Origin of the sequence: Serratia nevei (assembly GCF_024160145.1) — a bacterium.
GTDB classification, from domain to species: Bacteria; Pseudomonadota; Gammaproteobacteria; order Enterobacterales; family Enterobacteriaceae; genus Serratia; species Serratia nevei_A.
This window is the reverse complement of the sequence record NZ_JAMYWQ010000013.1, coordinates 52,886-72,967: the sequence shown is the minus strand read 5'-3', so window position 1 is coordinate 72,967 and position 20,082 is coordinate 52,886. Positions and strand designations below refer to the sequence as shown.

Below are 20,082 nucleotides of genomic sequence, written 5' to 3'. Positions count from 1 at the left end.
CTGTCAGACCTCGGCAGCGCGCGTGCGCTCTTCTCGTCGGACATCGCCGTTGACCGGCACGCCGGTCTCCAGCGCCGCCGCCACCAGGATGGCATAGGCCTCATCCAGATCTTCCCGCGTGTGTTCGCTGGTCACGCTGATACGTAAGCGGGCGTCGCCCACGCTGACGCCGGGGAAGACCACGGTCTGGCAGAACAGCCCACGTGCCCGAACGGCGCGCCCGAACAGCAGGGTTTTGGCGTCGTCGCCCACCACCACCGGGATGATGGCCGAGTCGGAGTGCTCGAGGTCAAAACCGGCGTTAAGCAGCAGCGTGCGGAAGTAGTAGATGTTGTCCCACAGCTTGGCCAGCCGCTCGGGTTCACGCAGCATCACGTCGATAGAGGCGATCACGCCGGCGGCGACCGCGGCGGGAATGGTGGCGGCGAAGACATAAGAGTTGGAGTAGAAACGCAGGTATTCGACCACTTCGCCGTCGGCGCAAACGAAGCCGCCCAGCCCAGACAGCGCCTTGCTCATGGTGCCCAGCTCGAGATCCACCTGGCCTTTCATATTGAAGTGTTCCGCCGTGCCCGAGCCGGTTTTGCCCAGGACGCCGGTCGCGTGCGCGTCGTCGACCAATACGCGCGCGCCATAGCGTTCGGCCAGCTTCATCAGGCGCGGCAGATCGACGATATCGCCGTGCATGCTGAAAACGCCGTCGGTGACGATCAGCTTGCCGCCGGGGTGATCGGCGTATTTGGCCAGCGATTTCTCAAGGCTGGTCAAGGAGTGGTTATAAATTTTCCGCTGCGCGCCCGCCAACTTGCAGCCGTCCTGGATGCTCATGTGGTTGATGGCGTCGGTAAACACCAGGTCGTGTCGACTGGTCAGGGCCGAGATGCATCCCAGGTTGGCCGAGTAGCCGGACGGATAGACGATACAATCTTCACGCCCTTTGAGCCTGGCCAGTTTGCGCTCCAACTCCAGATGCAGCACGTTGCTGCCGGCGATGATTCGGCACCCGGTGTTGGTGGCGCCGTACAGGCCGGCGGCGTCCTGGATGGCGTGGATCACTTCCGGGTGGTTCGACAATCCCAGATAGCTGTTGGAGCCGAACATCAGAAATTCGCGGCTTGTACCGGTGACGTCGTCGAACATGACCGCGCGGTTTTTGCACGGCGTTTCCAGCGGCATGCCGTACCAGTAGAGCTGACGCTGTTTTTTATCGCGATAAAAAGCGCCGAATTCGCGCGTTTTATGGAACAAATCCGGGTGCTCGATGCCGACAAAGTCCCGCATGGTGCGCGGATCGCCTATCTCATCGTGCGCGTCCGGCGACGCGGGGGCCACGGCGGGCTGCGGCGCGGCGGAGGCGGTGGTTTGCCGGTTAAAGCGGATGAACCAGGCTTCGCCCTGTTCCTGAATCAGCCGCGCCGCCAGGCTGTGCTCCAGCTCAGCCAGCGTGCGGCACTCCGCCAGCGCCGCGTCAGCGTCCAGGCCCAGCGTTTTGAGCAGCTCGTTGCGCGCCAGCACTACCGCGACGGAGTCGATGCCCAGGTCGCCTTCGATGGCGGCGTCGGGGGCCAGATCGCGCACGTCGTATCCGCTGTGGGCGGCGAACACCTGGCGCACGAGAGCGCTCAACCCGGCCTGAGGCGTCTCGGGGGAAGTTTGCGTGGTGGCGTTCGGCGTCGGCAGCGTGAAACCGCGCTGAAAAATACCGTCGAGCGCATCCTGAATGGTTTTTATCTCTTGGATCACCAGCGGCGTATTTAATTGGAACTGACGGTTCAGCGCCACGGTGATTTCCGCCAGTGCGATGGAGTCAACGCCCAGATCGTTTTCCAGATGGCTGGTCAGGGTCAGCGCCGACGGTTCATACTCGGTCAGTCGGGCGAAGGTGTGCAGCACCGACTGGCGGACGGCTTCATGCGCGTTTGCGGCGCTATCGACGGCGTGAACGCTCATGCGACACCCCCGGCGGCGACTTGCGCTTGCAACCGGTGCACCAGTGCGACCATCGCCTGCACCGAGGCGAAGTTCGCCGGGTGGATCTCATGCATGCCGATGGCGACGTGAGACTCCTGACGCAGAAAATCCACCAGGTCGAAAATGGAGGCGGAATCGACGACGTTCAGTTCAAACAGCGGGGTTTGAGCGTTCAGGCCGTCGTGATCGCCATCGAGATACTGGGTGGCGATATGCTGGATCAATTTGCTTTCTAACATTGCGATCTCCCGTTGCTAACTGGTTATTTTTCGCCGACGATCAGGGTGCGTGGGCCGGCTATTTTCATGATGCGCGCGTTGCTGAACCCCGCCAGGCGGAACCTGTCCAGGTATTCCTGCGCGCTGCTCTCGATGCCGCCGTCGGTGGAGACCAGCATGTTCAGCGACAGCAGGGCGGTAAATTCCGGCCCTGACTTGTCTTCGTTCAGCGGCGTTTCGGAAGCGATGAAGCGGCCGCCGGCCGGCATCGCCCGATAGATGTTGCGCAGGATGGTCAGTTGGGTCTCCGGGGCGTAGTCGTGCAGCATCCACCCCAGGTGGATCAGGTCGTAGCCGCCGATCGGCAGATCGCCGCTGATGACATCGCCTTCCACCACGTCAATGCGTTTGCCATAGCCTTGCAGCGCCAGCTTGTCGCGCAAAAACGCCGAGGCTTGCGGCAGTTCGCAGATCGCCAGTGCGATCTCCGGGTATGCGTCGGCGATCGCTATCGGCAGGCTGCCGATCCCGCTGCCGATGTCCAGAAACGCACGGTGTTGCGAGAAGTCGTAATCACCAACGAAGCCGGCGATAAAGGGCGCGGCGAATTTACCGAGAAACTCCTGGAAGTCCGCCACGTCGTCCGGATTTTGATACAGGATGTCGAACCAACTGCGGTCGTCGCCGAACACCGTGCGACGTTGGTGGGCATCGTTTCGAACCGCCGTTTTCAGCTCGCCCCACAGCGGATACAGGAAGGTATCGATATGACGGCCCAGCCACCCCAGCCACTGTGGCTCGTCGCTCAACAAAAAAGCGCGGTGAGCGGCGGGAAGATGATAAAGGCCGTCTCGTTGGTCGAGATACCCCATGGCCCGCAGCGCGATGAGCAGCTGCTCGGTCGAGCGCGCCGGGCAGTCAAGCCGCGCGGCGATGTGCGCCGCGTCGGCGTCCCGATCGCGCAGCTGATCGAACAGCTTCAGCGCCAGCGCGGCGGTCAGCGCCTTGGCCTGGAAAAAACCCATCATCTGGTTGACGGCATCTTGCTTGGTTAAAGACATTGCTGGCTCCCTAGTCTAAAAAGGTGGAGAGTTCCTCGCACACCGTGGCAAAGGCGCCGACGAAACGGTCGATCTCGGCTTTGCTGATGGTGAGCGGGGGTTGAATACGGATCACCGTCGAGCTGTTGGCGGTAATGAAGGTCAGGATCTTGTGGTCCTGGCACAGCTTGGTGACGAATTTCATGCAGAACATTTCGCCGAGCGCCTGTTCCATGCGATCCATCGCCGCCCGCAGATGGGCCTGCACGGGATCGGGCAAGAATTTCCAGGTGGTGTGCCAATCGCCCGGCAGCCGGGTGGCAAATTCGCGGGCGGAGGCGTTGACCGCGCCGGTGAACGCCTGATCGAACTGGATCCCCAGCATCAGGCCGCGGCCGCGCACCTCGCTGACGAACGGATAGCGGGCGGCGATCTCGTTCAGTGCCTGCTTAAAATAGGCGCCCATCCGTTCGGCATGGCCGACCAAATCCTGCGCCAGGATCTCGCGCAGCGCGCTGAGAGCGACCACCGAGGCGAGGTTGCCGCCGCCGTAGGTGGAGCTGTGCACCAGGAAGCGGTCCGCCGTGCCATAGGCTTTTTGCCAAAGATCGGCTCGGCACAGCGTGGCGCCGATGGGGATCAGGCCGCCGGACAGGGATTTCGACAGCATCAGCACGTCCGGCTCGATGCCGTCCCATTCGCAGGCGAAAAGTTTGCCGGTGCGCCCCAGCCCGGTTTGCACTTCGTCCACCATCAGCAGAACGCCGGTCTGGCGGCAGAGCTGCTGCACCGCCTGCAGGTAACCGGCGGGCGGGATATGCACGCCGCCTTCGCCCTGGATCGGTTCGATCATCAGCGCGCCGACGTCTTCACGGTTCAGCGCTTCTCGCAGCGCGGCGAGATCGCCGAACGGCACTTCCACCATCGCGTCCAGCAGCGGTGTGAAATAGCGGCGGTGTTTGTCTCGTCCGGTGATGGACAACGCGCCCAGCGTTTTACCGTGGTAACTGTTGCGCAGATAGGCGATGCCTGGCTTGCCCGTCGAGGCTTTGGCGATCTTCATCGCAGCCTCGACGGCTTCGGTGCCGGAGTTGCTGAAGAACACCCGGCCCATGTTGCCTGGCGCCAGACGGCAGAGCACTTCGGCCAGCTTGGCGGTCTGCTCGGGGATAGAAATGTATTGAATGAAGTTGGGGCCTTGAGCGTCGAGGTAGTTTTTCAGCGCGTTGACCACCGGCTGCGGGTTGTGGCCCAGGTTCAGGCACCCGTAGCCCGCCACCATGTCCAGGAAAGCCTCGCCCTCATCGTCATATAACTGGGTACCGGCGGCGCTGCGGAAAACGTTGTCGCAGTGCTGCAACTTGAGGAAATCGACCATCATGGGGTTGATGTATTGATGATAGCGGTCGAGGGTGTCTTCCCTGGCCGGCGTTTGGGCGATGACGGCATCGATAAACGCCAGGCGCGATGCGGGCAGTGTCGCGTCAGCCGGTTCCCCGGCATAGATGTCATGGTGGTAGTAGCGCTTGAGATTGGTCACGCTTTGGCGATCGATGCGCTCGCCGTAGGAGGCCAGTGGATAGGCGAAGAACCCGTGTCGCTCGGCGATTTCGCCGATTTCCAGCACTTTTTCCGGCGCCAGATAGCGGCCCAGCGAGAAGTTTTCTCGCCGGTTTTCCAGTGCCAGCACAATGGTTTCCGCCATGCAGCCGTTCAATTGCTGCTTGATGGTGACGTTGAGCGATTCTCCGCCCAGCTTGACCGCATCGGTGGCCGTGACGCAGCCGCCGTCGATGATCAGAATGTCATCCCGTGCCGGGCGCGTTTGCGAAGCGATATCGCGCGGCAGCGCCACGTCGATGAAGATCGAGCCGGGTTGCAGCTTGGCGGGGTCGATCACGCCGCCGGCGGAGGTCGCGGCGGCAAACAGTTTGCAGCGCGGGTAGAGCTCTTCGGGATCGCTGGTCAGGGTGACGCGCGAGTGATACTCCTCGGGCAAATGGCTGAGCAGCTCCCGGCGGTCATGGTTGCCGGCACGGTGCAGCAGGTGGAGAGAGAAACCGTGCGCCAGCAGCAAGCGGCTCAATGCCAGGCAGATTGACCCCGGATAGCCGACGATGGCCACGGGTTCCTGCTCCGGCCGGATCTCCAGCCAGGACTGGATCTGCATCAGGGCCTTGTAGCCGGCATAGGTGGTCAGGGAGTTGCCGGAGGTGACCGGCACCGGCGACTTTTCCGCGGTGGCTTCGCCGCGTCGCCCAACGATAGAGGTAAAGCCGCCGAGGCCGACCAACTCGGCGCCATCGCCGGCCAGTTCTTCGATGCCTTGCACCACCCTGGCGGCGATGCCGCGTGCGTCGGCCAGCATTTCATCCGCCACCAGCGGCATGTATTTGACCATCCCCTCGCAAGTGGCGCCGGTCGCTGAGGTGATCCTGGCGAAGTTCATAAAGGGAACCAGGTTTTGCCGTGCCCACAGTTCGCGTGTATAGCCGCTGTGCTGCTCGGTCGAGTTGCGTTGCAGCAGATCGAGCATTTTGACGTAACGTTTCAACCCCAGCGAGGTGGGATGAGCGATGAATCCGAATTTCATGAGGTGGCTTCCTGTGTAGGATCTTGGTCGAAGGCGGTGCTGGTCGATTCGGGCTGTTGGGCCGCCCAGGCTTTGCGCTCCTGCAGGGCGTCGTGGTCGCTCGGATCGCGCTGCCAGCCTTTGGCGGTGGCCAGAGAAATGCCGTCGCCTTCATTGTTGTGCCCCAGCACCACGGAGAACAGATTGAGTCGGCGCGGCGTGGTCAGCGCCTGGCGAATGACGTCTTCGTCGAAATGCGTAAGCGTTTTGCTCTGGATATGGAAGTTATTGACCGTTTGCTCGATGTCAGGCTGTTCGACGTTCACCAACCGCATTTGCCGCGAGGTTCGGTTGAACAGGATGCGTTCCTGATAGGTATTGATGACGGACAGCCCGCCGTTGCATAAATAGAAAACGGTGATGCTTTTATTCAGCAGCTGCGGATGGGTAAGAATGTTGTCGATAAAGGCCGGCAGAATGTCCGGTACGATCCCTTTGGCGCCGTCGCCGATAAACGCCACCACGTGGCTTGGGCTGGTGTAAGCCAGGTAGCCGGTAGCCAGCAGGGCGTCGCCCATCAGGGCGCGGCCATACCAGCCGGAAAAGCCGCGGCGCGTCTTGGCGACGTTGCGCGTGGCGGAGATGCCGCACCGGCCGACGTCGTACACGCCGGTAAAATCGAAGCCCTCCGTTTCGATTAACCCTTCAATCACTCGGTTCAACTGGCAAAAGAAGTAGTTGGCTGACATGGGCAGGCTGGGGAGCTGGCTGACCACATCGGAAGGCGAATCGAGATAGGCGGCGATCAACGCCCGGCGTTTTTCCCGCAGCGCCGGATCGACGGCGAGGTGGGTTTTCACCGCGCGCAGGAATGCCAGGCAGTTCATGTGCAGATGCAGATCGGCATAGGGTGACAGATGGCGCTCATCGTGTGTGAGTTGCACCAGGTGAACCTTGCGCTCCAGCCTGCCGTCGGAGAAGGGGGTGGTGATCTGAGCGACGCGGCTTTTGATCATAAACAGGCTCTGTTCGCTCATGGCGTTGAGCTTGTCGTTGGTGTGCAGGAAGTTGTAGACGCGCGGGCTGTAGCCGTAAATCGCCAGGGTGCCCAGGTAGTGGGGATTGCGCCGGCCCTGATAATATTTCGGCGCCGAGCCGGGGTGAGCCAGCGAGTCCACCAGGGCGATGCCGGCGGCGTCGGCGATGTCGTGGATCAGGGCGTATTCGTCGTCGCTGACCGGGCCCAGCTGCCACACCAGCCGCTCCGGCCCGCTGTTGATTAGCGCTATCGCCTGCGCCAGGTTTTCGCTCATCGGCAGCGGATCGTCTGCTGACAGCACCGGGATCGGCGAGGGATCGCAGACGGTGTCCTCCAGCGAGAGAGTCGATTCCAGCACGTTTTGCGTCGCCAGAATCACCACCGGCCCCTGGCCTTGATGATAAAGGCGGAAGGCTTCCGTCAAGCCGGCGCCGATCGCTTCGACGTCATCGATATAAACGAACGGGATGCGGCGGGCGATAAGCACTTCTCGCATGTCTTCCGTCGGCGTCAGCGTTCCCTGGAAGCTGTACCATTGATTGTCGCGGTTTTCCGCCGCGACGATGATGCCTTGGGCGGCGCTTTCCTTGAGGTTGGCTAATGTGCCCTTGAATTCATCCATCATCCCGGAGGTCACCACGCCGAGGAACGGCATGCGGTACAACTGCCAGTTGGCCATGGCGCCGCAGGCGATGGCGTGTTCGTTAGGGCCGCGCAAGATCAGCGCGCCGCGCGCCTCCGCGTGGCGATCCAGATAACCGATCAGATTGGAGATGATCGAGCCGGTGTAATAGGACACCAGCCAGCGATCGGCGGCGGTGCGTTCGAAGAACTGAATCAGCTGTTCACCCAGGGTGTTGTGCAACGCCAGCGCGCCGATCGGCTTGACTCGGCGGTTGGTGTAATTCATTTCAAAGAAGTCCATCCACAGGCACAAAAGCTCGGTCTGGAATATCGCCGGATCTTCGCTGCGCACGATTTCGCGGTATTGCTGCGGCAGATAGCGGAAGGGAGAACGCAGCTGGCGAATGAACGCGACGGTGGAGAAGGTGGTGTAAAACGCGGGAATGCCGCTGCGCTGCAAGGCGCTGTAAAACGCGTCCAGATCGCGATCGATCTGTTCAATGCTGTCATCAACGCCGGCCGGCGTGGTCTGATCGTAGAACAGCATGCCCAAATGAAATTCGGGACGCTGCTCCAGCGCATGGGTATAGATGATCTTGCCGGTGGCCTCGGCCAGGCTGGCGCATTGGATGATGCGAACGTTGATCGCTTTGTTTTGCCCTTTGAGAAAGTGCAGCGCCTTTTCGCGCGCGGCCAGATAAAGCGAGTCCGCCGCCAGCTCCACCAGTTTCAGCGGCAGCTCGGACTGGATATGCACGCGGTTGAAAACATAATCGCGGATATCGTTCAGTACGCTGAGCCCGGTTTGGAAAAAGTCCGGGTTGCGCGTCACCACCACCACGCCTACCGTGAGGGTGTCGGGGTCTGCGTCGGCGCGGCAGGCCTGGCGCTCCGCTTGCCACACTTGCTCGTAGGCGGCGGAGTTGGTGAGTCTTGCTTGTCCTGTCAGGGTCGTCATGATGAGTTCCTTGTGCAGCCAAAATGGAGTGACGGCTTCAGCCAGGCGGGCAAATTTGGCACGACGAAGCCCGCGATGGTCTCTGCAGGCGGCGGTTGCCGCGTGTATCACCCTCGTTGAATTGCGCTGTTTTCAGGCGGATGGTTTACCTTCGCCGGATGTGGTGCTGACTAGCCATCGGCATGTTCTCCGCGTTGAATAATGACCGTCCCGCTGTCGCCGTCGAGGATCAGGATGTCGCCGCTGTTGATCAGTTGGGTGGCGTTCTTGAGATTGACCACCGCGGGGATGCCGAATTCGCGTGCGACAATGCAGCTGTGGGACAGTGCGGAGCCGATATCGGTGACGATGCCCGCCGCCAGCGCGAAGAGCGGGGTCCAACTGGCGTCGGTAAAGCGCGCCACCAGGATTTCGTTGGGCTGTAGCTCGCCGGCCTGCGCCTGCAGATCGGTGATGACGCGCGCTTTCGCCACCGCTTTGCCGGGGCTGGCCGCCAGGCCGGAGAGCAGGCCGGCGGCGTTTTCCGCCGTGGGGGCTTTCATCCTGGGCTGATATCCCCCGACGATCGCCATCGGCGGCTCTTCCGCATGCAGGTTCAGCAGATGCTGGTGGCGATTGCGCTCGATCAGATCGGCGGCGAACGCTTCCTGCGCCGACTGTTCTCCCGCCATAAACGCGCGGAAACGCTCGAAGTCCACATAGGGCAGATCGGCCGTTCTGACCAGGCCTTGGGCTTCCAGGCGCCGCAGCACTTCCAACATGATGCGGCGGTAGAACCAGGTTTCGGTGACGAAGGTTGGCCGGGTCGCTTCTCGGCGTTCGGCCATCACGCCATACAGTTTGGTGATGAACTTCAGCTTCATCCGGCCAAACCAGGGCATCGCTTTCAGCAGCGCCGCGCTGTCTTCATGGCGCAGCCGCTCTGTCTCCCGCAGTTTCTTGTGCAGATCGACCGGATGTTGCAGATACATTTTCATCACTTGCAGCAGGTAGCTGGGATCGTCGCTCCAGCGCGGAAGGCTCAGTTCGAACTCCTGGCGGCCACGGGCGCCGAACTCGAACAGGAAGGCGCTGAAGTCGCTTTGCCAGAAGGCGCGCGATTCGTGCTCGGCAGGCAGGACGGTGACCAGTTCCTGGGCGCTGTGTCGTTCGAACAGGGCCTTCAGCGCCGGTTGACGATTGACTGTTTCCACCAGGCTGATAATGCCCAGCGTGACTTCGATGGTGCGCAGGTTGTTCATCGATGCCTTGATACGATTTTGCAATCCGTTGCCGCGGCCTTTGAGGTAACGTTCGCAGGTCAGCGCCAGCGCGTCGTAGAGCGCGAACGACTGAAGGAAGAAGGGCATATAGGCGGCGCAGCTGTCGAGGAAGTAACCGTCGATGCGGCTGAGTTCCCGTTCCAGTTCCTGATGCGTCATGGTCGTCAGATCCAATGCCAGAAAGCGGCGCGTCTCGCGCTGGCGCAGAGCGATCATTGCATCGACGGTCGCGCCGGCGCTGCGCAGGTTATGCCTCTGCTGTTTCAGCCAGTGCCAGGCGCTCTTGAGATAAGCCCATCCCTGTACGCCGGGGCCATAGGGATTTTGATACCCGCTGAAATCGATATCGGCGGTGGCGTAGCGGGTAGTGAACTTCATTTCGTCGCGGGTGGGGGGGCATTGGCGGAGCATGTAGGCCGAGCCGGAGATATTCAGATAGACGTAGCCTTGCAAATACCCCATATAGATCTGCCAATCGGCGATATCCGCCAGCCCCATGGTTTTGATCGCCGGGCCATGAATATGCTTTTGGTAGAACTGGCAAAACGACAGCCCCAGCGGCGTCATCAAGCCGGTGACGATTTCGCCGGTGTCCATCCGGGAGAAAAAGGCCCGTTCCTTGATTGTCGGATCGCTTTCCCACGGGTTGGCGTAAAGCATCTGAACCGGTTTGGCCTGAGTGGTGACCGGCCGCGCCTGCAGGAGCCACACGCGATCGTCTTTCACCGCCCATTCGATATCCAGCTCCGTGCCGTAAATCATCCGCGTTTGCCGGGCCAGCCTGGCAAGCTGTTGCAGCTGTTCCGGGGTTAAGCTGGGGGCGTCTCGCCTGGCTTCTGGCGTTGGCAGCAGCGTGACCCGTCCCTGCGGGTCTCGTTGGCAATAGTGTGGTTTGTGACGAACTTGCCGCTCGCGGATCTCGCCGCTCGCCTTATCCACTATAAAGCTGTCGGTGGTCACTTGTCCGGAGACCACACCTTCCCCCAGCCCCCAGCAGCTGTCGATGACGAGGTGGTTGGCATCGCCTGTCAGCGGATCCTGAGTAAACATGACGCCGGCGGCGTCTGCATCCACCATGATTTGCAAGACGACGGCGATATCGCTCTGTGCCGCCGATGTCCGGCTATACTGGGCGGCGCGTTCCGCCCAGAGCGAAGCCCAGCAGGACTGTACTTTGCGCACCACCTCGTCATCCCCGCACACGTGCAGGTAGGTGTCGTATTGCCCGGCGAAAGAGTGGGTCAGTCCGTCTTCTTCCAGCGCCGAAGAGCGCACGGCGATCGAGACGCCGTCGCCCAACTGTTTGCAGGCGTGACGGATCGCCCGGTCAAGCGGGGCGGGGATAGCGGCGCTCAAAATCACCTCGCGCACGTTGCCCGGCGTGCCCGTGTCGAGCAGCTCTCCCGGCACGGCGAATTCGATAAACTGCCGATAAGCCTGCGCGGTGATGCAAAATGCCGGCGGCACCGGCAGGCCCGCCTGAATCAAATGATTCAGCGAATGAGCTTTGCCGCCCAGGCGATGGGGTTCCAGCGTTTTATCGCCGGAAAGTTCAACCACCAGGGTAGAGCTCATGGCATGATCTCCGCAGGCGTTGCGGGCATTGTGAGGCGTTCTTTCACCGCTTTGGCAGCGTTCAGCCCGGCTAACACCGCGCTTTCGATATTACCGATGCCTACGCTGTCCTGATTGGCGAAGTGAATATTTTCAAACGGCCTGCTGGCCTGGTGAAACACCCCCTGGGCCTGTTGCCCGGCAACCGAGGTTACCAGACCCGCGGGCCAGAACCAGATTTGAATGTCTTCAATGATGTCGGCGTCAATGCCCATGTTGCCCAGCACTTTGGCGATTTCGACATAGGTCTGTTGCTGCAGCGCCGGGAACTCGTTTTGCGCGGTGCGGCCTTGCCGCTCTGGGCGGGTGGTCGGTTTGAGCAGGGTTAATACCCCGGCTTCCGCGTTGAGGTGATTGTCCATCCAATTGGCGACCAGACAGGTGCCGGCTTTGCTCCAATAGTAAGGCGTGCGGGCATTTTTCGGCTCGATCAGATAGCCGCCGAACGAGCGTTCGAGGATCGGTCTTTTCAACAGCACGTTCGCCAGATAGTAATCTTCGTGGCGGATCTGGCGAATCGCCGCCAATTGCTCTTTGGGCAGGGTGGGCAGCCAGTTGGGCAAATGCGTTTTGGGGGCGGCCCAGATCACTTGTTTGGCTCTGATTTCGCTGGCCGTGCCATTGACGCTTAGCCTGATCACCGTTTCGTCGCTGCCGGGCGTGATGCTTTTAAGCTGTACGCGGCTTTGCAGCCTGACGTTGTTTTGCACATCGAGATAGTCGTGCAGCCCGGCGCTGATGCTGCCGTTACCGCCCGGCAGCGTGACCAGATTGCCGCGTAAATATCCGACCAGGAAGTGCAATCCGACATAGGCGGAGACTTCGCGGATATCGAGACATTCCACGCGCAGCGTGGTGCTGACGGCATTCTCCACCAGCTTGCCGAGTTTTCTCGGGGGCCGCAGATCCTCCGGGATGTGGCCCAGCTTGTGCGGTTCGAATAGATAAGTGTACAGCGGGATATTGTCGAGCAGCGTCATATGCGCTTCGCTCCAGGCGCTCTCGGGCGTCCAGGGCAGGCTGGGATACCGCTTGCCGTTCGGCGAGAAAGTATCCAGGAAGGCGTACAGATCGGCAAAGATCGGATCGCCCAGCTGTTTTGCCGCGATAACGTAAGGTTTGCCGATCAGGGCATGCAGGAACAGTTGTCCCGTCAGGCGCCAGACGGCGGGTTTCAGCAGGTAGACCGGCTGTTTGAGAAAACCGACGACGACTTCACCCAGGCAGCGGAGCAGCAAGAAGGTGTCGAAAAACACCAACGTGTCCTTTTCATTGGATTTATAGGCGCCGCTCAAACCGATCTTCTTCAGCAGCTGCAGCATGAAAGAATCCGGCAGCGGTTCCTGGAAGCAGACGCCGGCGATGGGAAACTTCAGGCGGTTCAGCGCGCTGTAGCGGGCGTTGCCGCCGAAGGAGGCACTTTTTTCCAGCACCAAAACCCGGCGATCGGTCAGTTCGCTGGCCGCGGCCAAACCGGAGACGCCGCCGCCGATGATGACCACGTCATATTCACCGTCTAGCGGGGGCGTTACCGGGCCGCCAGCCGCCGGCGTGGGCGTGGAAAAGTCGCGCGTGGGGAAGGTGCGCGGCTTGGGTTTGCGGTGGTGTTGCTGACGCAGCATGTACAGCGCCGCCAGCGCGAAAATCGCATCGAGCAACATGACCTGTGGCTGGGCGCGGTGCAGGATCGTGACAAATCCTGCCATCATCAGCAGCTGGCAGTAGATGATCAACGTCGTCCAGCGCGGGTTGAACATCAAGACCGCACCGGAGGCAAACAGCGCCACGCCGGTCAGCACGTTAACCGCTGCGCCATGTGCCGCCAGCCAAACCGTCACCCCGGCGTACCAGGTTCCCTGGTTCGTCACGGCCGCCTGCTGCAGAATATCGGCGACGTTCTCCAACTGAGGGAAGGCTTTCGCCAGGCCGGCCAACATGTAGAGCACGGCAAAAACGCGTTGAACGATCATCATGCGCCTCCACGCAGGCCCAGCTTGCGGGCGACGATTTCTTTTTGTATTTCGTTAGTGCCGGAAAAGATCCGGCTGGGGATCACGTTCAGCAAGTGGCGCACCAGACCGAGTTCTTGATCCATGCCGGCGCCGCCGAAGATTTGAATCGCGTCCAGCGCCGACTGCACGGCATATTCGGAAATCAACAGTTTGCTCATGGCGATGTCGATCTCGGCATCCTGGCCCCGATCGTGTTTCCAGCAGGCGCGGTAGAGCATCAGCCGACACTGTTCCAGACGCAGTTTCATATCGATGATGCGGTTGGAGACGGACTGAAATTGGCCGATCGCTTTGCCGAATTGTCGGCGTTGTTTGGCATAGTCCAGCGCGCTGTCGAGCACGCGCTCCATGGCGCCGATAAACAGCGCCGACAGGCAGCCCTTTTCCCAGATCATGGAATCGTGGAAGATGGCACCGCCGGCGCCCGGCATACCGATTCGCTGGGCCTCTGGAATGAAGACGTCGTTGAAGGTCAGTTCGCTCCACGGGCAGTTGGAGAGGCAGTCTTTCGGGCTGACGGCGCCGACCTGTAAGCCTGGCGTTCCTTTCTCTAGCAAGAAGGCGCTGACGCCCATAAAACCCTGTTCGGGATGGGTTTTTGCATAGACGATGAAGATGTCGGCAATCGGTGCGTTGGTGATGAAAATTTTGCTTCCGTTGAGCCGGTAGCCGCCATCACAGGGCTGTGCGGCCGATTTCATCGCGTAAATATCGGAGCCGGCTTCCGGCTCCGTCGCCGCATTCGCCGCGATCAGTTTTCCGGCGGCCAACGCTTCGAGATACTGTGCTTTCAATGCCTCGGAACCGAAGCGAAAGAGCGGGATCACGCAGGCGCACAGATGGGCGCAGAGCGAGAAGGACATGCCGATATCGCGGCTGCCTTTACCCAGCGCCTCAATCATCAGCGCGGTATCGAGAGCGCTCAGGCCCAATCCGCCGAACGAGGTCGCCACGGGGGCTCGGGTAAAACCATAAGCGGCGGCTTGTCGCCACAAATCCAGGCTTAATACCTGTCGTGAAAGCCGATCATGCGCATCCTGATCCAGCACCTCGCGGGCAAAACGCTGAGCGGACTCGCTTAGAGCCTGCTGCTCACTTGATAAATTAAAATCCATGACGAACTCCGCCATCGGGTTGAGAGGTTAAATTAGCTAATATTTCTAGTGTGGTGACCGGTAAAACTCAAACAGCCAAGATAAGGGTAAATGTAAGTAAATGTTTATTTATGTGGTTTGTTATTACAGATTTGTTAAGGTGTATTTTTAATTGTTTGTTTTTTATGTGTTTTATTTTGTGTTATTTATACACAATAATTTACATATAATAAAAATCTTAATTTGGTCATTTTTTAATATATTAGATTGTCTATTGTTTTTTGGTGAATGCTTTTAATGTGAATTATTTATATTCTGGATGTTATTAGCGGTTTCTCATCGGTATCGGGGGTGGGGCGTTGCGGCTTGGTGAGTAGCGGAAAGCGGCTTAAGATAGGCGGTGAACAGGGGCGAGCATTCCGGAGGAAAAAATGAATATTAGCGACGTCGCGAAGAAAACTGGCTTAACCAGCAAAACAATTCGTTTTTACGAAGAGAAAGCGCTGATTACCGCCCCGATTCGCAGCGATAACGGTTACCGCCACTATTGTGCGAAACATGTCGAAGAGCTGACGCTGCTGCGCCAGGCGCGGCAGGTGGGCTTCAACCTGGACGAGTGCCGCGAGCTGGTGGCGTTGTTCAACGATCCGGCCCGCCACAGCGCCGACGTGAAGGCGCGCACGCTGCAGAAGGTGGCGGAGATCGAAAAGCACATCAGCGAATTGGGGGAAATGCGCCAGCGTCTGCTGACGCTGGCCGACCAATGCCCGGGCGACGAGGGGGCGGAGTGCCCCATCATCAATAACCTGGCGGGGTGTTGTCGTTCGAATTAACGGCTGATGGCGCGGATCACCAGCGTGACCCCTTCCACCGCCACCACTTCCACTTCGGTGCCGGCGGGCAGATCTTCCGCTGCCTGCGCGCGCCAGCTGCTGTCGCCGATATTGATGCGCCCCATGCCGTTGTGCATCGGCTCCGTCAGCGTGGCGCGGGTGCCGATCAGCTGGCGGTTGCGCTGGTTGAGCACCGGCGAGCCGCCGGATGCGGCCGCCGGGTGCCGGCGCAGCCAGTACCACCACAGATAGGCGACGACGACGGTCAGGGCGGCGAAGATCACGCCCTGCCACGCCCAGGAGAGCGGTGGCAGCAGCCAGATCAAGGCGCCGACCAACAGCGCCGCCACGCCGCTCCACAGCAGGTAGCCGCCGGCACCGAGCATTTCCGCCGCCAACAATACGCCCCCGAGGGAGAGCCAAAACCACAGTGGATTCGCCGCGATCAGTTCGAGCATGATTATTTGCCTTTGCTTTCTTTCAGCAACTCGGTAATGCCGCCGATTGAGCCGAGCAGGCTGCTGGCGTCCAGCGGCATCATCACCACCTTGCTGTTGTTGGCGGAACCGATCTTCTGCAGCGCGTCGGTGTATTTCTGCGCCACGAAGTAGTTCACCGCCTGAATGTTGCCGCTGGCGATGGCGTCGGACACCAGCTGGGTGGCACGCGCTTCGGCCTCGGCGGCGCGTTCACGCGCTTCCGCCTGCAGGAATGCCGACTGACGCTCGCCCTCGGCCTTCAGGATCTGCGATTGTTTCTCCCCTTCGGCGCGCAGAATGGCCGCCTGACGCACCCCTTCCGCCTCCAGGATGTCGGCGCGCTTGGTGCGTTCGGCCTTCATCTGGGCGTTCATCGAGGCGATCAGTTCCGCCGGTGGCCGCACGTCGCGGATCTCGATACGGGTGATTTTCACCCCCCACGGATTGGTCGCTTCATCGACGATGTGCAGCAGGCGGCTGTTGATGCTGTCGCGCTGCGACAGCATTTCGTCCAGCTCCATCGAGCCGAGCACGGTACGGAAGTTGGTCATGGTCAGGTTGACGATCGCCTGTTCGAGGTTGCTGACCTCGTAGGCGGCGCGCGCCGGATCGACCACCTGGATAAAGCACACGGCGTCGATGGCGACGTTGGCGTTATCGCGGGAAATGACTTCCTGCGAGGGGATGTCCAACACCTGCTCCATCATATTGATTTTACGGCCGATGCGATCCATGAACGGCACCACCAGGTTCAGCCCCGGCATCAGCGTTTTGGTGTAGCGGCCGAAGCGTTCAACCGTCCATTGGAACCCCTGCGGCACAATTTTGACGCCGGCGAACACCACAATCAGCGCGACGACGATCACGATGGGAATAAAAGTAAGCATGCAAACCTCCTGTCAGACATATGTAAACAGATATTACGTCAGCGCCGGAAAAATGCCTACCGTTACCGTGACTTAATCCAGGAGACCGGCGGCATCGCGATGAGCGGATCTGCGACTTTAAACAGGGAGAAAAACGTCATTAAGATAAGTCTGGCACAGTTGACGGATAAGTATGCCTAAATGGCATGATTTCAATAATTTTTATTCATTTCATGATGTTGCTCGCCTTGGCTAGAGTAAAAACACCCCCGTATTTACCGTCAAAAATTTGTCATTTCTATTTGCGACTATGCTTTTTGAAATGACATTTCGGCCAAGGATTGTTATGGATTCGCTCAGTGTTGATGAACTCGCCCAGAAGAAGGATCGCTGGTATCGCATTGTGGAGGAGATGTTGGCGGAAGCCGGCGTCGCCATCAACGGCCCGCGCGCCTGGGATATCCGGGTGCACAACCCGGCGCTGTTCAAACGCATTTTGCAGGAAGGCTCGCTCGGTTTTGGCGAAGGCTATATGGACGGCTGGTGGGAGTGCGAACGGCTGGACATGCTGTTCACCCGCATTCTGCAGGCCGGCGTCGATGAGCGGCTGCCGAAAAGCCTGAGCGACATCGCGCGTATCGCCTATGCCCGGCTGTTCAACCGCCAATCGCGCAAGCGCGCCTGGCAGGTGGGCAAAGAGCACTACGACATCGGCAACGACCTGTTCCGGGCGATGCTCGACCCTTACATGCAATACTCCTGCGGCTACTGGAAAGAGGCGCAGACGCTGGAGCAGGCGCAGCAGGCCAAGCTGCGGATGATCTGCGAAAAACTGCAGCTGAAACCGGGCATGACGCTGCTGGATATCGGCTGCGGCTGGGGCGGGTTGGCGCAGTTTGCGGCGCAAAACTACGGCGTCTCGGTGCACGGCGTGACCATTTCCGCCGAGCAGCAGAAGCTGGCGCAGGCACGCTGCGCGGGGCTGGACGTCGAGATCTTGCTGCAGGACTACCGCGATCTGGATCGCCAGTTCGATCGCATCGTGTCGGTCGGCATGTTCGAGCACGTCGGGCCGAAAAACTACGAGACCTATTTCAGCGTCGCGGCGCGCAACCTGAAGCCGGATGGCCTGTTCCTGCTGCACACCATCGGTTCCAATCAGACCGATCTCAACGTCGACGCCTGGATAGACAAATACATCTTCCCCAACGGCTGCCTGCCTTCGGTGCGGCATATCGCCGAGGCCAGCGAAGGGCGTTTCGTGATGGAGGATTGGCACAACTTTGGCGCCGATTACGATCGCACGCTGATGGCCTGGCTGGAGAACTTCAAACGGGTGTGGCCAGCGTTGGCCGGCGGCTATTCGGAGCGCTTCGAACGCATGTTCACTTACTACCTGAATGCCTGCGCCGGCGCGTTCCGTTCGCGCAACATTCAGCTGTGGCAGATGTTGTTCAGCCCGGCGGGCGTGGAGGGCGGGGTGCGGGTCTATCGTTGATATCCCCGTCATATTTCAAGCTGCATCTGTGTTGGCTTGCGTTTGCGCGCCCCGGTCGCTTACTTGAGTAAGCTCCCGGGGACTTACAAACTTGCCGCCTTGATGCAACTCGAACTATTTAGGGGATACCCCTCAATATTTACTTTGGGACAACAGATATACCCAATGGATTTCCAGTTGCGTCCAGGCGGCAAACGTGAGAGACCCCAGGAGCTTAGATAACTAAGTGACTGGGGTTCGAACATGCAGCCAACAACGATGCGGCTGGAAAGACGAAGGGTATATCAGTACAGCAGGGAGTACAGCTGGCGGCGATACTTAGCGGCCAGCGCGTCGCCGGTGCCGAGCGCGGCCAGAATGTCCATCAGGGTCTTGCGCGCGTTGCCATTGGCGGCGGCCAGATCTTTCTTCAGATGCCCCATCAGCAGTTCCAGCGCTTCTTCGTTACGCCCGACCTGATGCAGCTGCAGCGCCAGCTGCACTGCCAGCTCAACGTTGTCCGGCTGCTGCTGCACCTGCTGTTGCAGCTGTTGGATTTCCGGCGTGTCCGCCGCCTGCTTCAACAGTTCAATCTGCGCCACCAGGCCCTGATAGCGGGTATCGCGATCCTGCAGCGGGATGGTTGCCAGCACCGCTTCGGCGTCTTCGCTGCGGTTGAGCGCGATCTGGGTTTCGGCCAGGGTCAGGCCGATGTCGCTGCGCTGTTGGCTGCTCTGCCAGGCGTCTTTCAGCAGCGGCAGCGCTTCGGCGGCGTTGCCGGCGGCCAGCAGTTCCTGCGCCTGCGCCAGTTTCAGATCTTCTTCCTTCGGCAGGAAACGCTGCAGCAAGTCGCGGATCGCTTCTTCGGGCTGCGGGCCCTGGAAGCCGTCGACCGGCTGGCCGTCTTTGAACAGGTAGACCGTCGGAATGGAGCGCAGCCCGAACTGGGAGGCGATCATCTGTTCGGCGTCGCAGTCCACCTTGGCCAGAATGAACTGACCGGCGTATTCCGCCGCCAGCTTGTCCAGCACCGGCGTGAGCTGCAGGCAGTGTTGGCTGCGCTCGGACCAGAAGTAGAACAGCACCGGAATGGACATCGATTGTTCCAGCGTCTGGTGCAGGTTAGTTTCGTTAATATCAACAACAGCTTGAGCTAGCATCTTTTTTCTCTCTGATCGTGCGGAGCCATGGGGTGTAAATGGGGGCGCGCCGCCATTCTTCAACCCCGGTGGGCGAATTAAGCGTTGCTGCGCAGCAGCCAATCCAGACAGCGGCCCGGCAGAATGCGGCGCAGCACGCTCATGGCGTGCGCCAGCAGGGTCACCGGGTAGCGCAGTTTGGCGCGCGGGCTTTCCAGCGCGTGGCGCAGCTTGGGCAGAATGGCCTCCGGCGGCAGCGTCAGGCGCCTGGCGATGCCGGGGTTGTGCACCGGCTTGTCGCTCTGCGCCTGGTTGACGTTCTGGCTAAAGTGGGTGGAGATCGGCCCCGGTTCGATCAGGCTGACCTGAATGCCGCTGCCGTGCAGCTCCATGCGCAGCGCGTCCGACCAGGCCTCCAGCGCGAACTTGCTGGCGGCGTAGGCGCCGCGCCCGGCGCTGGAGACCAGGCCCATCACCGAACTGGTCTGGATAATGCGCCCTTCGCCGTGCGGCAGCATCGCCGGCAACAACAGCTGAGTCAGCTGGTGGGTGCCGAACAGGTTGGTGGCGAACTGCCGTTCCAGCTGGCTGCGCGAAATGCGGCTGAGCGGGCCGTAAACGCCGAAGCCGCCGTTGTTGAACAGGCCGTACAGGCGGCCGCCGGTCAGCGCGATCACTTCGGCGGCGGCGCGCTCGACGCTGGCGCTGTCGTCCAGATCCAGCTCGATGCCTTCCAGCCCGAGCTGGCGCATGTTTTCCACGTCCTGCGGCTTGCGACAGGCGGCCAGCACCCGGTAGCCGCGGTTGCGCAGATCCTGCGCCGCAATCAGTCCAATCCCGCTGGAGCAGCCGGTTATCAATACTGCTTTTTGCATAACTTTACC

The 20,082-nt window shown here is 60.4% G+C and carries 14 protein-coding genes; 2 read left to right on the top strand and 12 right to left on the bottom strand.

Annotation, left to right across the window (positions count from 1 at the left end):
* Nucleotides 1-3 precede the first annotated feature (3 nt).
* From M6G53_RS11525 to pigA, 8 genes are all read right to left on the bottom strand, one after another.
* Complete coding sequence (locus M6G53_RS11525) at nucleotides 4-1,950, bottom strand: aminotransferase class I/II-fold pyridoxal phosphate-dependent enzyme (RefSeq protein ID WP_253331472.1); 1,947 nt, start codon at nucleotides 1,948-1,950, stop codon at nucleotides 4-6.
* Nucleotides 1,947-2,210, bottom strand: coding sequence for an acyl carrier protein (locus tag M6G53_RS11520; RefSeq protein ID WP_253331463.1), 264 nt, complete (start codon nucleotides 2,208-2,210; stop codon nucleotides 1,947-1,949). The genes M6G53_RS11525 and M6G53_RS11520 overlap by 4 nt, the downstream gene beginning before the upstream one ends.
* A 23-nt stretch (nucleotides 2,211-2,233) precedes the next feature.
* Nucleotides 2,234-3,250: an acetylserotonin O-methyltransferase gene (locus M6G53_RS11515; RefSeq protein WP_253331461.1), complete on the bottom strand. Its 1,017-nt coding sequence runs from the start codon at nucleotides 3,248-3,250 to the stop codon at nucleotides 2,234-2,236.
* Nucleotides 3,251-3,260: 10 nt separating this feature from the next.
* The gene (pigE, locus tag M6G53_RS11510) at nucleotides 3,261-5,822 is read right to left on the bottom strand and encodes a prodigiosin MAP biosynthesis aminotransferase PigE (RefSeq protein WP_253331459.1); all 2,562 of its coding nucleotides are present in this window, start codon (nucleotides 5,820-5,822) and stop codon (nucleotides 3,261-3,263) included.
* Nucleotides 5,819-8,422 carry a prodigiosin MAP biosynthesis protein PigD gene (gene pigD, locus M6G53_RS11505; RefSeq protein ID WP_253331457.1) on the bottom strand — a complete coding sequence of 868 codons (2,604 nt, stop codon included), beginning with the start codon at nucleotides 8,420-8,422 and terminating at the stop codon, nucleotides 5,819-5,821. The genes pigE and pigD overlap by 4 nt, the downstream gene beginning before the upstream one ends.
* A gap of 170 nt (nucleotides 8,423-8,592) precedes the next feature.
* Nucleotides 8,593-11,259 (bottom strand): prodigiosin ligase PigC, encoded by a 2,667-nt coding sequence (pigC, locus tag M6G53_RS11500; protein ID WP_253331455.1) that lies wholly within the window; start codon nucleotides 11,257-11,259, stop codon nucleotides 8,593-8,595.
* A complete protein-coding gene (gene pigB / locus M6G53_RS11495) occupies nucleotides 11,256-13,271 on the bottom strand; it encodes a prodigiosin MAP biosynthesis oxidoreductase PigB (protein WP_253331453.1) in 2,016 nt (671 codons plus the stop codon). Before pigB ends, pigC begins: the two co-directional genes overlap by 4 nt.
* A complete protein-coding gene (gene pigA, locus M6G53_RS11490) occupies nucleotides 13,268-14,425 on the bottom strand; it encodes a prodigiosin MBC biosynthesis dehydrogenase PigA (RefSeq protein ID WP_253331450.1) in 1,158 nt (385 codons plus the stop codon). The genes pigB and pigA overlap by 4 nt, the downstream gene beginning before the upstream one ends.
* A 410-nt stretch (nucleotides 14,426-14,835) precedes the next feature.
* Here pigA and cueR point away from each other — a divergent pair, with 410 nt between their 5' ends.
* The gene (gene cueR, locus M6G53_RS11485; RefSeq protein ID WP_253331448.1) at nucleotides 14,836-15,237 is read left to right on the top strand and encodes a Cu(I)-responsive transcriptional regulator; all 402 of its coding nucleotides are present in this window, start codon (nucleotides 14,836-14,838) and stop codon (nucleotides 15,235-15,237) included.
* Here cueR and M6G53_RS11480 read toward each other — a convergent pair.
* Both M6G53_RS11480 and M6G53_RS11475 read right to left on the bottom strand, forming a co-directional pair.
* Nucleotides 15,234-15,695: an NfeD family protein gene (locus M6G53_RS11480; RefSeq protein ID WP_253331441.1), complete on the bottom strand. Its 462-nt coding sequence runs from the start codon at nucleotides 15,693-15,695 to the stop codon at nucleotides 15,234-15,236. The two genes, cueR and M6G53_RS11480, sit on opposite strands and share 4 nt — an antisense overlap.
* Nucleotides 15,696-15,697: 2 nt before the next feature.
* On the bottom strand, nucleotides 15,698-16,603 hold the full coding sequence (locus tag M6G53_RS11475) for an SPFH domain-containing protein (RefSeq protein WP_253331439.1): 906 nt from the start codon (nucleotides 16,601-16,603) through the stop codon (nucleotides 15,698-15,700).
* A gap of 325 nt (nucleotides 16,604-16,928) precedes the next feature.
* Between M6G53_RS11475 and cfa the strand changes: the two genes are divergently transcribed.
* Nucleotides 16,929-18,080 carry a cyclopropane fatty acyl phospholipid synthase gene (cfa, locus tag M6G53_RS11470; protein ID WP_253331437.1) on the top strand — a complete coding sequence of 384 codons (1,152 nt, stop codon included), beginning with the start codon at nucleotides 16,929-16,931 and terminating at the stop codon, nucleotides 18,078-18,080.
* A 284-nt stretch (nucleotides 18,081-18,364) separates the two neighbouring features.
* Here cfa and M6G53_RS11465 read toward each other — a convergent pair whose 3' ends face one another.
* Both M6G53_RS11465 and M6G53_RS11460 read right to left on the bottom strand, forming a co-directional pair.
* The gene (locus tag M6G53_RS11465) at nucleotides 18,365-19,219 is read right to left on the bottom strand and encodes a co-chaperone YbbN (RefSeq protein ID WP_253331435.1); all 855 of its coding nucleotides are present in this window, start codon (nucleotides 19,217-19,219) and stop codon (nucleotides 18,365-18,367) included.
* 77 nt (nucleotides 19,220-19,296) lie between these two features.
* Nucleotides 19,297-20,073, bottom strand: coding sequence for an SDR family oxidoreductase (locus tag M6G53_RS11460; RefSeq protein ID WP_253331433.1), 777 nt, complete (start codon nucleotides 20,071-20,073; stop codon nucleotides 19,297-19,299).
* Nucleotides 20,074-20,082 lie beyond the last annotated feature (9 nt).